The organism is Paludibacterium purpuratum (assembly GCF_004363805.1).
Taxonomy (GTDB): domain Bacteria; phylum Pseudomonadota; class Gammaproteobacteria; order Burkholderiales; family Chromobacteriaceae; genus Paludibacterium; species Paludibacterium purpuratum.
Map to the genome: position 1 here is coordinate 15917 of NZ_SNZP01000007.1, position 14397 is coordinate 30313.

Consider the following 14397-nt stretch of genomic DNA (forward strand, 5'->3'; position numbering starts at 1 on the left):
CTGGCATGAAATATATCGACGAATTTCGCGACGGCGAGTTGGCCCGTGGCTTGGCGCGCGCCATTGCCGCCGAAGTGCATCCCGAACGCAGCTACCGGCTGATGGAGTTTTGCGGCGGCCATACCCACGCCATTTCGCGCTACGGCCTGCAGGATCTGTTGCCGCCGCAGGTACGCATGATCCACGGCCCCGGTTGTCCGGTCTGCGTGCTGCCGATCGGGCGTATCGATAGCGCCATCGAACTGGCCACCCGGCACGGCGCGATGCTGTGCACCTATGCCGACACGCTGCGCGTGCCGGCTTCCGGCGGTCTGTCGCTCTACAAGGCGCGCGCCCAAGGCGCCGATGTGCGCATGGTCTATAGCTGCGACGACGCTTTGGCGTTGGCCGAGGCGAACCCAGGACGCGAGGTGGTGTTTTTCGCCATCGGCTTCGAAACCACCACGCCGCCCACCGCATCGGTTATCCGCAAGGCGTCCGAGCGCGGCCTGAAAAATTTCAGTGTGTTCTGCAATCACGTGCTGACCCCGGCGGCCATGACGCACATCATGCAGGCGCAGACCGGCCCGGATGCCGTGGCGCTCGACGGTTTCGTCGGCCCGGCGCACGTCAGTACCGTCATCGGCTATGCCGCCTACCAGGCCTTTGCCGAGCACTATCGGAAACCGGTGGTGATCGCCGGCTTCGAGCCGCTGGACATGATGCAAGCCATCCTGATGCTGGTGCGCCAAGTGAACGACGGGCGCGCGGTCATCGAAAACCAGTTCACCCGCGCGGTGAGCCGCGAGGGCAACCTCAAGGCTCAGGCGCTGGTGGCGCAGATTTTCACGCTGCGCGACGCTTTCGACTGGCGCGGCCTGGGCGAAGTCCCCGCCAGTGCCTTGCGCATCCGCGACGAGTATGTCGAGTTCGATGCCGAGCGGCGCTTCGGCCTGGATTACCGCCAGGTGCCGGATCACAAGGCATGCGAATGCGCCGCCATTTTGCGCGGCCAGAAACGCCCGCAGGATTGCAAGGTTTTCGGCACCGTCTGTACGCCGGATCATCCTATCGGCGCTTGCATGGTGTCCTCCGAGGGCGCCTGCGCCGCGCATTACACTTACGGCCGCTTCCGTGCGGCCGACCAACAGGACACCCTATGAGCTACTCCCGCCCGCTGGACATCAAGCACGGCCGTGTCGATCTGACCCATGGCAGCGGTGGTCGCGCAATGGCGCAGTTGATCCGCGATATTTTTCTGCACCACTTCGACAACCCCTGGCTCGCAGCGCAAAACGACGGCGCCAGCTTGCCGATGCCGAGTGGCGGCCGCTTGGTGATGGCCACCGACAGCCACGTCATTTCGCCCTTGTTCTTTCCGGGCGGCGACATCGGCTGCCTGTCGGTGCACGGCACCATCAACGACGTGGCGATGAACGGCGCCACGCCGCTCTACCTGGCGGCCAGCTTCATCCTGGAAGAGGGTTTTCCTCTGGCCGACCTGGTGCGTATCGTCGAGTCGATGGCGCGTGCCGCGCGCGAGGCCGGCGTGCCGATCGTGACCGGCGATACCAAGGTGGTCGAGGAGGGCAAGGGCGACGGCGTCTTTATCACCACCACCGGTGTCGGCGTGGCGCCGACCGGCGTCGAGGTGTCGGGCGACCGTTGCCGGCCGGGTGACAAGATCGTGCTCTCCGGTTCGATCGGCGATCACGGTATGGCGATCATGTCGTTGCGCGAGGGGCTGTCCTTCGAGACCTCCATCCAGTCCGACACCGCCGCCTTGCATCGGCTGGTGGCGGCCATGCTGGAGGCCGCGCCGGGCCTCCGCGCGCTACGCGATCCGACCCGCGGCGGCCTGGCGGCGGTGTTGAACGAATTTGCCGGCCAGTCGGGCCACGGCATGTTGATCCACGAACGCATGGTTCCCGTGCGCGAGGCGGTCGGCGCGGCCTGCGAGTTGCTTGGGCTCGACCCGCTGTACGTCGCCAACGAGGGCAAGCTGGTGGCCATCTGCCCGCCCGACGAGGCCGACCGCCTGCTGGCCGCCATGCGCGCGCGGCCGGAAGGGGTGGATGCGGCCATCATCGGCGAGGTGATCGCCGACCGCCACCGTTTCGTCCAGATGGAAACGGTGTTCGGCGGCCGGCGCATGGTCGACTGGATCAACGGCGAGCAATTGCCTCGCATTTGCTGAGCGCTAGTTGAGGTTCCCATCCAACGTCACGGAGCCATTCAACGGCACCGTAACCCCCCGCTCGATCGAGCCGTACTGCAACGTCGTGTGGGTGCCGCCGAGGCTGTAGAGCGTGATGGCCGTCAGTGCGTTAGCGGACCAGGACATGTCGAGCGCAAAGCCACCTTTGGCGCGCAGCCCCTTGACCTGCCCGCTGCCCCATTGCGGCGGCAGCGCTGGCAGCAAGACAAGGAGATCGATCCAACCGTGCATGAGCATGTCCAACATCGCCGACGGTGCCCCGAAGTTTCCGTCGATCTGAAAACCCGCATCGCCATCGAACATATTGAGACTGATGTGATCGAACAGGCGAGAGACTAACGAATAGCTGATCGGCGCTTCTTTAAAGCGCGCCCAGCAAGCTATCCGCCAGGCGATGGACCATGCTTCGCCGTTGTAGGTCGATTGCATGTCGGGGGGCTGGCCAAAAGTCCGCTCCGTCAGCAAGGCTCTCACCCCTGCCTCGAGTGGCGGATCGTCAAAAATGCGCTCTCCCTCGTACCAACCGATGAGAGGCGACAAGTGGCGGTGCTTTGGTTCGTTGGTCGTGATGGCGTCGTCTTTCCACTCCTGGAGTTTTCCGGTTGTTGCGCTGACTTGCGGCAGATAAAGTTGCGCTTTCAAATTCGCAATGGTGCTTGCATAATCGGCGTCCCGATTGAGGATTCGGCTCGCGCTAATATAATTTGTGAATAAATCCCAAACCAGCTCTTGCGCATAAGTATTGCCTCGCGCATATCCCCCTTGCTCCGGCGACCAATCCTGATCGTCCAGCAAGGTGTTGGTTTGAGGGTCCGTGACCAGGCGTGCCTGCCAGAACGCGCAGGCGGCTTTCAGTGGGGGATAAATACGGTTCAAGTAGGCCCTATCAAGGGTGTATTGGTAATGGTTCCATAGCGTGCGGCAATACCAGGCACCGCTCGCCGGGTGCCAGCGCCAACCGAGCGAGCCATAAATACCCGACGAGTACATGGCGGTCCATCCGGCGACTCGGCCGCTGCTATTCTTGAACGGATTGATGTCATCGTTGAAATGCGACTGCGTTAAGAACGACCAAGCGGGATATTGCTCGATCAAATAGTCGGCAAACGGTTTTTGGCATTCCGGTAGGGCGGTCTGATCGGCCAGCCAATAATTCATCTGCAGGTTGACGTCGGAGTGGTAATCGGACGACCAGCCCGGTTGGTTCGTGATATTCCACAAACCTTGCAAGTTGGCCGGCAACCGGTCGCGCGACGAAGCGATGGTGAGATAGCGCCCAAACTGAATGAATAGCGCATCGAGTTCGGGGTCGGCCGTGCCGCCGTTTGCCCGGCGAGCTTGCAACCGTTCGGGCATCGCCATCGCCCTTTGTGCTTCGCTCGAGACGCCAAGGTTCAATTCGAAGCGATCGAAAAGCGCGCGGTAATCGCGAACATGATTGCCGAGAAGCGTAGAATAGGTTTGCGCCGCAGCCGCATTCATCTCCGCCTCGGCAGTCCGATTCGGGTCGATGCGTGTTGACAAATATTGGTCGCCAGCCTTGCCGCTATAGTTCGTCCGGGCGGACAAGATAATGGTCAGTGCTCGACAGTCTTGGAAGAGGATTCTTTTTTCTCCCGTGCTGGACAAGGCCACGGTTCCCGCTTCCGGAATTACCCGCAAATGGACGGCATAAAGCTCGCCGCTGCCATTCACACTGCCGGAGAAGGATAAGGTCGAGCCTGCGCCGCTTGTGGCTGTCCCTTGTCCATCGACGAGGGATACCGCGCCCTGATAGCGGCCTTCGTCCGAGCTAAGGCGGATCACCATCGCGTCGTCGTGGGCGCTGCAGAAAACCTCGCGTCGGTAGAGCGCGGCGCCCAGTTGATATTGCGTGCGTACGATGGCATTGCTGATATCGAGTTCACGTTGGTAGCCGCTCACCTGGCTGTGTCCGTTCAGTTCGATGCGCAGTTGGCCCAGCGTCAGATAGCTACCCATCAGGGTGGAAACCAGCTCGGGATTGCCTTCATAATCGCCTTCGTAGGCGATTTGTTGTTTTCCGCCACTCCATAAGCTGATTTCATTCAAATAGACAACTTCCTGCGCCGGATCGCCGCTGACCAGTCCGCCCATTCGTCCATTGCCGATCGCCAGACCTTCGGACAGAATCACCGATTCCGCCGCATGCCGACGATATTGCAGCTTGAGCGCCTGGCTATCGGGGACAAGCGGTGAATGGGGGGTGCCGTTGACCGTGTAAATCAACGTTTCCTTGGGTTTGTCGATGGCAATGGCGGCGAGCCTCGTGCCATGACGGACGATCGAGGCACGGACCGGGCTGAGCGCTTCTTCAATGTTGACATGGAACTTGTTCATGCAACTTGAATCAATTCGATTTGTTGCCAGCTTGTAATACTGTGTGTCCCCATTTTTCATGTCCACCTGTAAATAGCACGCGCTGGCGGTTGCCACTTCGTTGGAATCCGGCTCGTACACCATGCCAAAAGCGCCATGCAGCGCTGGATAGATGTAACTCGTCAAGGTGCCCTGTGGATCGTAGTAGCCAATGAGTGTTACGACGACGACGCCCTGCTTATACGGTTTAGTGCTGGCGAGTTTGTCGATGTTTTTCCATTCGCCATCGGCTGATAGAAAAAACATTTCATCGCCGTTTCTAAGGGGGACCGTCAATCCATTGATATGCATATTGGATGCATTGCTTGCCTCGTGTTTTACATGAATGATTTTCCCCTTATTTTCTACTGAAGCCGTAGGTATATAAATCTGACTGTTATAAAATCCGTCGTAGAAATTTATTTTAACTTTGTCGAATTGGCTCAGTAGCCTAGTCATTCCTTCCAGGCTGACTTCATCGGGCTTTGCGATGGCGATGCTAAAGTTGTCCGAGCTGTTTTCCCAGGGCGCCATGCTTTGCGTGTTGGCATTCCACTTGCTAAATCCGGTGGGAGAATTTTCGTCAAATACCGCTTTACTTTCGAAGAATGTTTGGATTTTTTTTACAGAGTTAGGGGTGTAAAGAGTGAATTGGTTGCTGGCTTGGTAGAAAGGCCTGCCTCCCGCCATGGCATCCAAACCGAAAGTATGCCCTTCAAAAGGTGCTTGGCACTGCTGAGTGCCTGAAATATCCAGGCAAGTCTCGTCATGGCCGATGCGCTTTTCAAAATTGGGAATAAAGAAATCGTGATCGCCATCCCAGCCCCAAGTCGAATTGATTTGATCGGCAGGGCGATGGACGGCTTCCTCGAAGTGGGTGAAATTGTGGTCGAGCCCATAGTTATGCCCGATCTCGTGACTGAACTCGTTTCCTATGCTTTCACCGAGCGTTGCCATGCCGGCACCGCCCGATTGTCCGTGGACAACAATAGTGTTATTGGCATATTTGCCGACTGCATTATGGGCGGTTATTTGCGCGACACTGTAGGGGTTGTCGCTTTCCCCCTGGCCCCGGGATGAATGAATGCCGTAGTTGGCATTGTTAATGCCGATGGATACGAGCTCTTTTGCTATTCGCTGACGCATGGTACCGCTATAGGCATCGCCCACGCTTGGGTCATGGTCGGTTAGCAATGTGCCATCCGGCAGCATGACTTCAAGGAAATGCTGAGATTCGTACTGCGTCACGATTAAGCGACTGACGGGGATTTGCTGGAAATACTGTCGGTGAAGTTCGGGGTCTTTCTGGAAGGTGAATTCGTTGCGCGGCGGCGTTAACATACCCAAGTCGATGGTATGAATAACTAGCTCGTTTGGTGCACCAATATTGATATTGCTTAACGTGCCATGTCTGCCGCCATGTTCGAAATGGAGCGTGATGCCAGGCTGGACGATTTCGGGCGGTAGAATGGCGGACCAATACCTGTTGCTATAGGTGATTTGGCTATACGCCAGGTCATCTTGCGAATACCAAACGCCACGATAATATCTCAGCAAGGTTGTGACGCCGCGCTGTAGTTCATAGCTTTTTCCGGAGCAGTGTATGAGTGATGAATATCCTGCGTCTGCTGTGAATTTTACTATCTTTCCTTCCAATCCGGCGTTCGTCGGTAGATAGAAATCCTTAATCCACGCGCCGTCGTATGTTTGTATTTCCACTGCATTGTGACTGTTGAACTGTGTGTTGAGATAGTCCCCGGAAAAATCGTCTTTCATGCGATTGAGCGTAGCCTGGTCTGCTATCGTAAGATCGTAATTTCCTGGATCGGAAAAATAGGATTCATCCATATTGACGAAATTGCCAACGGCATCTCTTGCTTCGTCCATTGAGTACCATACGCCATTGTAATTTCTCAATAGCAACGTCATGCCAAGTTGAAGCTCAAAGGTTTTTCCAGAATAGTATATATTTGATTTGCTTCCAGCCTCGGAAAAGAACAATAATACCTTTCCATCGAGTCTGGCACCGGCCGGTAGATAAAAATTCGATATCCATCCGCCGTTATATGTATGAATCTTGATGGTGCTGTTATTTCCGAATTGTTGGCCCAAATATACCCCAGGTATATCGTCTTTCATGCGATCGAATTCGGCAGGATCCGTTATAACCTTGTCGTAGTGATCCGGCTCGCTGAACTCCTCTTCAAGGTTGCCTTCGCTCACCTTTGAGCCGGCAATACGCTCGGCGACGGCAGTCAGCGCCGTGGGTTGCTTCATGACAAAATTTGCAATAATTTGCCGGTCTTTATTTTCTACTGACATCGAAATGGGGAGGGCTTCGCCAATATTGATCTGTGGGCTGCATAGCACCATCGTTTTTCGATGTGCCACCAAATGGGGTTGGATGTCGCCTACGAGTTGGTGTTGTGAGGGTGTAATATTGTTCTGAACAAATAATATGTTTGCCGGCAGAGTGCTGCCGTTATCAAGATCGCCTGAAAAATTATTGCCGTTAAATACAATGGTATTGAAGTTGGTTTTTCCTGCTCCCATGATTTTACTCCCATGTCATATCGCAGAACGAATGTTTAGCCGAAATTTGGTCCTGCAGGGCGGGTCAAGGTAGGTGTGTGGACTGCTGGTGTAGGCCGATACCACGAATTATGTTTGTAGCATAACCATGGTTCGCTGAATGCTAGTCGACGGATATTGTGATTTCAAGGCAGAAACGAGACTTGTATGCAACTGTCCCATTTGACGGTGTCGGCCGGTCGTCGAGGCTGAAGCGGAGGGGCTGCTTCCAGCAGCTGCCATGTATTTGCTGAGACAAGCTAGCTGTTCGGTATATGTAAAAACTTTCTGATACTATCTTGGGTTATTTGACTTGATTATCGCGGAGCAATGCAACTATGAGCCGAATGTCTTCGACACCGAATGCGCAAATCATGGCCGAGGCTCGTGCCGCCTTGTCCGGCCGCTGGAAAGTGGCCATCGCCATTGTCGCCATCCAGTTCGGCATCATGATGGCGACTAATTTGCTCGGCCTGTTTGGCGCGGGAATCAGTGTGATGATCAGCGGGCCGCTGGCGTTGGGTATTGCGATGGTCTTCCTGCGCTTCTTACGTGGCGAGCCAGTGCGGGTCGGTAATTTGTTCGACGGTTTCGCCCACTTCGCCACCTGCTTCTGTGCCTATTTTTTGATGTCGCTGTTTATTCTGCTGTGGGCGTTGCTTCTGATCGTGCCAGGCATCATTGCCGCTTACGCCTACTCGATGACGTTCTACATCCTGGCCGACGAACCGCAGCTTCGTGCGCGCGAGGCGCTGCGCAAGAGCAAGATCATGATGTTCGGTAATAAGTGGAAATTCTGCTGTCTCGGATTCCGCTTCAGCGGTTGGTTTTTGCTGGGTATCGTCACACTGGGCATTGGTTTCCTGTGGATTGTTCCCTATATCAGTGCGAGCTTAGCCCGTTTCTATCTCGATATCCGCGATTTGCCGGTCGAGCCGGCTGTGTCCGGTCCCGGGCTAGCCTTCGGTTTCGACGATCAGTAGAACTTTATTAGCCTTTTGTCATATTTCCACTGTCGGCTCCAAGTGTTATTATTTACGACAGAATGTTAATTTTAATGAACTGGCCATTGTCGGTCAGTTCATTGCTTGGAGCCTGTGGTGCGCAAACACATGATTGCGGGACTGGTAGCCGCCTGTTTGGCAGGCTGCGCCAGCTTGCCGCAAAAACAATTGTCGACGGCGGGGATCACCGCGCTCAGAAATCAGACCGTGATTGTGTCCGTCTACGACAGGCCGAGTTTTGCGGCGATGACGCCAGCCAAGATGGGTTTGATCGGGGGCTTGTTGGGCGGGGCTTTGACGATTAGCGCTGGCAATAGTCTGGTCAAGGAAAACAACGTCGCCGATCCCGCGTCGCAGATCGCCTTCAAGCTGACGCAAGTCATGTCGAACCGTTACGGCGCCTACGCTAAACCCAAGTTTCTGCGTTTCGATTCGGAGTCGGTGGACGAGATTGCGCATAAGGCGAAGCCCAGCGCGCGTTACGTCATGGATGTGCGTACCGTGAATTGGGGGTTTATCTACTTCCCGACCAACTGGACGCATTATCAGGTCATCTATACCGCCAAAGCGCGCCTGATCGATACACAACTGAACGCGGTGCTGGCGGAAGGCGGTTGTCACTATATGCCGCCAGACGACACCGGCGCGCCCACCTACGACGAGATGGTCGACAATGGGGCGGCCCGGCTGAAGTGGGAGCTCGGTACGGCAACGGCTAGCTGTGTCCAGACGCTGCAGCGGCAGATGCTTGCCGTTTGACCTGGCCGCTCATGCCAGTTGACCGCGGGCCAAACGGCCTAACGTCGTCACCGCTTGTTTCAATTGCTCGCTCCACGGGTTACCGGCATTCAACCGCAGACAATCGCGGTACAGACCACGCGCGCTGAACGCCGCACCGGGCACCAGGCCGATGCCCTGTTCCCTGGCTGCGCGGTACAGCGCCAGGCCGTCGCCGCCTGGCGGCAATTGCACCCACAGCGCATAACCGCCAACCGGCTGACTGACTCTGCTTCCAGTCGGAAAATGGTGCAGTACCGCCTGGCGCAGGCTATCGACTTGAGCCGACAGCTGCGGCTGTAGCCGGTGTAGATGGCGCCGGTAGGCGCCGCGGTTGAGAAAATCCGCCAATGCGAGTTGTAGCGGTGCGTTCACCGCCAACATGCCGGAAAGGTGCAGGGTCGCGAGCGCCGCGAGCGAGCGTCCCGGCGCGCACCAGCCGATGCGGTAGCCCGGTGCCAGCGTTTTGGAGAAAGAGCCGCACCAGATGACCCAGCCTTCGGTATCCCACGCTTTGATCGGCAGTGGACGCGGCCCGCCGTGACCGCATTCGCCGAATACGTCGTCCTCGATCACCACGCAGCGATGGCGTGCCGCCAGCGCCGCCACCCGTTGTTTATCTTGCGGACTCAGACAAAACCCCAGCGGGTTGTAGTGGTTGCCGGTCAATAGCGCGACGCGCACCACGCCCTCGGCCAGACAGGCCTCCAGCCGATCCAGATCCATGCCGTGCGCGTGGCAGGGAATTTCCAGTACCCGGCGTCCCAGGCTTGCCAGCAGCTGCAACTGACCGCTATAGCACGGCGAGGGCACGGCGATGGTGTCGCCCGGCTGGCTGACCGCCAACAGCGCCAAGTTCAGCGCCGGCATACAGCCGTTGGTAATCAGCAGATCGTCGGGGAGGAGCGCCAGGCCGTCGTCGGCGAAGTGCCGGCTCAGCGCCTGGCGCAGTGCGGGCTCGCCGGCTTGCGGGCCGTAGCCGGCGGCGCTTTGCGGCGCGCGGCGCGCGGCGCGTGTCAGACTGAGTTGCAATTCGTCGAGCGGCAGGCAGCTTGCCGCCAGCATGACCGTACCGAGCGGGACGTGGGTTGCCTCCTGCGCGCCGCGTCGAACTTCGGCGATCAGTGCGGCGTTGTCCACCGGGGTGGCCTGGGGGTCGAACGCGGGAAAACGCGGAGTATGCAAGTCTGGCGCTCGATGGCAGACGAAGAAGCCGGACTTGGGGGCGGCCAGGATGTCGCCTTGCGCCTCCAGCCACTCGTAGCTTTTGATCGCCGTCGTCAGGCTGACGCCATGCTGGCGCGCCAATACGCGGATCGACGGCAAGCGTTGCCCGGCCGACAGTTTGCCCTGGTGGATGTCGTTGCGGATGCCGGCGGCAAGTTGCTGGTATTTGGCGTTCATTCTGTATGCTTTTTTATCGTGTTTTCTGTATCTGTGTTCTTTTTTTAAAAAAGCATACGCTGTTGTCACGATAAATAACAGGAGAGTGACGATGGGGCCGATGCAGCAGGATCAACAAACGCTGTTCGATCTGCAGGGCGAGATCGCGGCGTGGAGTGTCGAGTGGCTGAAGCAGCTGGACGAACGTCCGGTGGCGCGCCCGGACGATCCGCAGCCGCCTGCGCGCAGCCTGCCGCAAGATGGTTTGGGCCTGTCGGCCGTTTGGCAGGCCTTCGTGCGAGATCTCGCGCCCGGCTTCAATGCCTCGCCGGGGCCGCGTTACCTGGGCTTCGTTACCGGCGGCGTCACGCCGGCCGCCTTGGCGGGCGACTGGCTGACCTCGGTGATCGATCAAAACGTGGCCTCGACCGGCAATTCGATCGCCACCGCGGTCGAGCTGCAGGTGCTCGACTGGCTATGCCAATTGCTGGATCTGCCTTCGGGGCTCGTCGGCAGCCTGACCACCGGTGCCACGGCAGCCAATCTGCTGGGTATGGCCTGCGCACGCCAATATGCCGGGTGGCGCCAGGGGCGGGATATCGCCCGCGATGGCATCGGCGGCGCAGCCATTCGGGTGTTCAGCGCCACGCCGCATGCCAGCAGTCTCAAGGTGCTTGGCCTGGTCGGCCTCGGACGCGGGCAAGTGACCGAAGTGCCTAGCCTGGCCGACTCCGAGGCCATGGATACCGACGCGTTGCGGCAATTATTGGTCGATTGCCCTGTGCCGGGCAAAATCGTCATCGCCAGCGCCGGAACGGTGACCGGCACCGATTTCGACGATCTACGCGCGATCGCCGCGCTATGTCGCGAGCACCACGCCTGGCTGCATGTCGATGGCGCTTTCGGCTTGTTCTCGCGCTTGGATGCCGAACGGCGCGCTTGGACCGAGGGGATCGAATTGGCCGATTCCATCACTTGCGATGGCCATAAGTGGTTGAACGTGCCTTACGACTGCGGGATCTTTCTAACGCGCCATCCCGATCTGCTGCAGCAGTGCTGCTCGGTCAGCGCACCCTATCTGGCAAGCGACAGCGCACTGCCGACCCTGATGGATCGCGGGATCGAACAGTCGCGCCGTTTTCGGGCGCTGCCGCTGTGGTTCAGTCTGCTTGCCTACGGCCGCGACGGTTTTGGACGCATGGTGGCGGATAATTGTCGCCAAGCCGCCGCGCTCGCCGATTGGCTCGAGGCTTCTGCGGATTTCGAATTGCTCAAGCCGCCGAAATTGAACGTGGTGATCTTCCGCCCGAAAAACGGCGCTACAGCGGCATGTCTGCGTCGGCTCAATCAGGGCGGCGAAGTATTCATGACGCCTGGACAGTGGCAGGGGCGGGATGGTATCCGCGCTGCCTTCAGTAACTGGCGCACCGACGATGCCGATGTCGAACGTGTCTGTCGCGCACTGGCCTCTGCGGTCGGCGCTTGACCCGATCGGACTCGCCATGCAATATGAGTTTGATATTCATATTGAATAGAGGCGCGCCATGCACGTGCTGCCATACACCGATCCACAGCTGGTCGAGTTCTACGATCATCTTAATGTCGGCGAGCACGATTTCCGCTTCTATGAATCGCTGCTCGGCGACGCGCCGTTGGCGGTGCTCGACCTCGGCTGCGGTACCGGTAGCTTGGCATTGCGCCTGGCGGCGCGCGGGCATGCGGTGTGCGCTGTCGACCCGGCCCCCGCCATGGTGGCCGTCGCGCGCGCCAAGGATGTCGACGAGCAGGTGCAATGGCATGTCGGCGAGTTGACCTTGTTGCCTCCCGAACCGGCATTCGACGCCATTACCATGACCGGCCATGCTTTCCAATGCCTGCTGGCCGATAGCGAGGTGACGCGTACCTTGAACGATATGCGCGTCCGGCTTCGTCCGGGTGGTCGCATCCTGTTCGAAACGCGCAACCCGGCGGGCTTGCCCTGGCGTCATTGGACGCCGCAAGGGTCGATGCGACGGGTGACGTTGCCGGACGGCCGACAGCTGGCGTATTGGCATGTGCTGCAGGCGCATCTAGGGCAACTGGTTTATTTCGAGAGTCACTATGAGGTGCGGCCAGGCAATGAACATTGGGTGTGCGAAAGCCAGTTGCGTTTTATGACGCGTCAAAGGCTGGCCGAGCATCTTCACATAGCGGGCTTCGAGCAGGTCGATTGGTACGGCGATTGGGATGGTGCACCGTTCGATCCGGCGCAAAGTCGCGAGATCATTGTATCGGCCAGGATTTGAATTTTGCAGGATCGCTGATAAGACATATTCTGAAGTGAGGGAAATCGTTTTCTGGGCGGTGAGGAACACCGCCGAGAGCGATGATTGCGGAGGTGAGCCATGTATCTGTTGACTCATGAAGACCCGTCGTCTAGCGATGCTGTCATGCTACAGAACGCGCTATCCAACGTGCTGAGGCGATTGACCGGCTCCAGCGGTCGCGCCTCGTTCGATCCGTCGGAGATTGCCGGGGCGCATGCTTGTTTTGTGGTGGCGCGCGGCGAGCGCGGCGAGCCGGTCGGTTGCGGTGCTTTGCGGCTGTTGGAGCCCGGGATTGCCGAAATCAAACGCATGTACGCCGTACCCGGTCATCGCGGCGTCGGCCGTAGCGTACTGGTTCATCTCGAAGACCAGGCGCGCCGCATGGGCTACGAGGAGGTCTGGTTGGAGACGCGCGAAGTCAATCGGCGCGCGGTCGAATTCTATCAGCGCCACGGTTATGTACGTATCGCCAACTACGGCCGCTATGCCGGCCGCAACGAGGCCGCCTGCTTCGGCAAGTGCCTGTATCGCGGCTAAAGCCGATCCCCGTAGACGCGGATTGATCCGCGATTTTCCCGATGCGTTTAGGAATGCGCCGATAGGCGCTTTTTGTTGCCGAAAAAATAATCATTTCTTTACCCGCCCGGACTGTGCCGGGCGAACGGTGGAGAGATGTCATGTTGTTGTTTTGCCTAGGCTCCGCGCCATGGACCATCGCGGCAGCGCGTGCCGAGCGGCGCCGCCGTCGCGCACGCCGGGCGGCCCGGATGTTTGCGCCGCCCGCCAAGGTTGGTCTCGAAGCCGCCCTGACACGTATCGCGTTATACCAACCGCCGGGCAACGGCGGCCGGCTGGCCGTTCGACATTATCTGCATGCCGGCAGGGTGGCCGGGGGGCTGGTGTCGAGCGGCTCGTTGCTGCAGACCGTGGCGTAATTGGCGCCTTAGGCCGGGTGCGTCCCGTCGCGCTCGCGCAATACTTCTTTGGCCGCGAGCGTGGCGTTGATGGCCGCCGGGAATCCGGCGTAGACCGCAATGTGGATGAAGGTCTCGACCACGGCGGTGCGCGTGCCGCCGACATTGAGCAGGCCGTGGATGTGCACCTTGAGCTGCGGTAGGGCCGTGCCCATGGCGGCCAAGGCGGCGACGGTGACAATCTCGCGTGTCGTCAGGTCTAGCCCCGGTCGGGTATAGATGTCGCCGAAGCCGAACTCGACGATGTAGCGGCCCAGATCGGGCGCAATGTCGCGCAAGCTTTCGATGACGCGCTGCCCGGCCGCGCCGTCGATCTTCTCCAGTGCCGCCCAGCCTCTGCGATAGCGTTCGCCGGGCTCGGTTTCCGGCGTGGCCGGCGCCTCCAGCGTGATCCCTCGGGCGCGCAATACCTCTTCGGCGGCGAAAATGCCGTTGAGCGCGGCTGGAAAGCCGGCGTAGCCGACGAGGTGGATCAGCGTTTCGACGATTTCGGCCGGTGTGCAGCCGACGTTGAGCGCCCCGTGCAAGTGGAACACGAGCTGTGGCCGGGCGTTGCCCAGCGCCGCCAGTGCGGCGATGGTGGCGAGTTGGCGCTGGTGCGGCGTCAAGCCCGGCCGGGCATAGATGTCGCCGTAGCCGAACGCCACGGTGAAGTAGGCCAGATCGGGCGAGATATCGGCCAGGGCGGCCACGATGGCTGGCTGATCGGTGCCCGCGACCTGGGCGAGTTGTTGCAAACCGTGTTGGTAACGGGCGTCGTGCATGATGACCTCTCTTCGGTATGGGTTGGCGTTGTGAACGGCTTCGTT

The 14397-nt window shown here is 59.0% G+C and carries 11 protein-coding genes; 8 read left to right on the plus strand and 3 right to left on the minus strand.

Annotation, left to right across the window (positions count from 1 at the left end):
• The first annotated feature begins 5 nt into the window (after window positions 1-5).
• Together hypD and hypE are read left to right on the plus strand one after the other, a co-directional pair.
• Window positions 6-1142 (plus strand): hydrogenase formation protein HypD, encoded by a 1137-nt coding sequence (gene hypD, locus DFP86_RS09520; RefSeq protein WP_133680559.1) that lies wholly within the window; start codon window positions 6-8, stop codon window positions 1140-1142.
• Entirely contained in the window at window positions 1139-2176 is a 1038-nt protein-coding gene (gene hypE / locus DFP86_RS09525; RefSeq protein WP_133680561.1) for a hydrogenase expression/formation protein HypE, read from the plus strand. The genes hypD and hypE overlap by 4 nt, the downstream gene beginning before the upstream one ends.
• Window positions 2177-2179: 3 nt before the next feature.
• Here hypE and DFP86_RS09530 read toward each other — a convergent pair whose 3' ends face one another.
• Window positions 2180-7126, minus strand: a complete 4947-nt coding sequence (locus DFP86_RS09530; RefSeq protein WP_133680562.1) for a glycosyl hydrolase family 95 catalytic domain-containing protein — start codon at window positions 7124-7126, stop codon at window positions 2180-2182.
• A gap of 365 nt (window positions 7127-7491) precedes the next feature.
• On the opposite strand from DFP86_RS09530, the gene DFP86_RS09535 reads away from it, so the two are divergent.
• Both DFP86_RS09535 and DFP86_RS09540 read left to right on the plus strand, forming a co-directional pair.
• Window positions 7492-8127 (plus strand): DUF975 family protein, encoded by a 636-nt coding sequence (locus tag DFP86_RS09535; RefSeq protein WP_133680564.1) that lies wholly within the window; start codon window positions 7492-7494, stop codon window positions 8125-8127.
• 129 nt (window positions 8128-8256) lie between these two features.
• Complete coding sequence (locus DFP86_RS09540; protein ID WP_133680566.1) at window positions 8257-8907, plus strand: hypothetical protein; 651 nt, start codon at window positions 8257-8259, stop codon at window positions 8905-8907.
• Window positions 8908-8916: 9 nt separating this feature from the next.
• On the opposite strand, the gene DFP86_RS09545 is transcribed toward DFP86_RS09540, so the two are convergent.
• Entirely contained in the window at window positions 8917-10329 is a 1413-nt protein-coding gene (locus DFP86_RS09545) for an aminotransferase-like domain-containing protein (protein ID WP_133680568.1), read from the minus strand.
• A 91-nt stretch (window positions 10330-10420) separates the two neighbouring features.
• Between DFP86_RS09545 and DFP86_RS09550 the strand changes: the two genes are divergently transcribed.
• From DFP86_RS09550 to DFP86_RS09565, 4 genes are all read left to right on the plus strand, one after another.
• On the plus strand, window positions 10421-11794 hold the full coding sequence (locus tag DFP86_RS09550) for a pyridoxal phosphate-dependent decarboxylase family protein (RefSeq protein WP_208108289.1): 1374 nt from the start codon (window positions 10421-10423) through the stop codon (window positions 11792-11794).
• A gap of 58 nt (window positions 11795-11852) precedes the next feature.
• A complete protein-coding gene (locus tag DFP86_RS09555; RefSeq protein ID WP_133680570.1) occupies window positions 11853-12593 on the plus strand; it encodes a class I SAM-dependent methyltransferase in 741 nt (246 codons plus the stop codon).
• Window positions 12594-12692: 99 nt separating this feature from the next.
• A complete protein-coding gene (locus DFP86_RS09560; RefSeq protein WP_133680572.1) occupies window positions 12693-13151 on the plus strand; it encodes a GNAT family N-acetyltransferase in 459 nt (152 codons plus the stop codon).
• Window positions 13152-13291: 140 nt separating this feature from the next.
• The gene (locus DFP86_RS09565) at window positions 13292-13549 is read left to right on the plus strand and encodes a hypothetical protein (protein ID WP_133680574.1); all 258 of its coding nucleotides are present in this window, start codon (window positions 13292-13294) and stop codon (window positions 13547-13549) included.
• A gap of 8 nt (window positions 13550-13557) precedes the next feature.
• Here the strand turns inward: DFP86_RS09565 and DFP86_RS19605 are convergent, their stop codons facing one another.
• Complete coding sequence (locus tag DFP86_RS19605) at window positions 13558-14352, minus strand: carboxymuconolactone decarboxylase family protein (RefSeq protein WP_133680576.1); 795 nt, start codon at window positions 14350-14352, stop codon at window positions 13558-13560.
• Window positions 14353-14397: the final 45 nt, after the last annotated feature.

Coding starts and splice junctions, on each gene's coding strand:
- hypD (WP_133680559.1), top strand. CDS start 6: ATGAAATATATCGACGAATTTCGCGACGGCGAGTTGGCCCGTGGCTTG.
- hypE (WP_133680561.1), top strand. CDS start 1,139: ATGAGCTACTCCCGCCCGCTGGACATCAAGCACGGCCGTGTCGATCTG.
- DFP86_RS09530 (WP_133680562.1), bottom strand. CDS start 7,126: ATGGGAGCAGGAAAAACCAACTTCAATACCATTGTATTTAACGGCAAT.
- DFP86_RS09535 (WP_133680564.1), top strand. CDS start 7,492: ATGTCTTCGACACCGAATGCGCAAATCATGGCCGAGGCTCGTGCCGCC.
- DFP86_RS09540 (WP_133680566.1), top strand. CDS start 8,257: ATGATTGCGGGACTGGTAGCCGCCTGTTTGGCAGGCTGCGCCAGCTTG.
- DFP86_RS09545 (WP_133680568.1), bottom strand. CDS start 10,329: ATGAACGCCAAATACCAGCAACTTGCCGCCGGCATCCGCAACGACATC.
- DFP86_RS09550 (WP_208108289.1), top strand. CDS start 10,421: ATGGGGCCGATGCAGCAGGATCAACAAACGCTGTTCGATCTGCAGGGC.
- DFP86_RS09555 (WP_133680570.1), top strand. CDS start 11,853: ATGCACGTGCTGCCATACACCGATCCACAGCTGGTCGAGTTCTACGAT.
- DFP86_RS09560 (WP_133680572.1), top strand. CDS start 12,693: ATGTATCTGTTGACTCATGAAGACCCGTCGTCTAGCGATGCTGTCATG.
- DFP86_RS09565 (WP_133680574.1), top strand. CDS start 13,292: ATGTTGTTGTTTTGCCTAGGCTCCGCGCCATGGACCATCGCGGCAGCG.
- DFP86_RS19605 (WP_133680576.1), bottom strand. CDS start 14,352: ATGCACGACGCCCGTTACCAACACGGTTTGCAACAACTCGCCCAGGTC.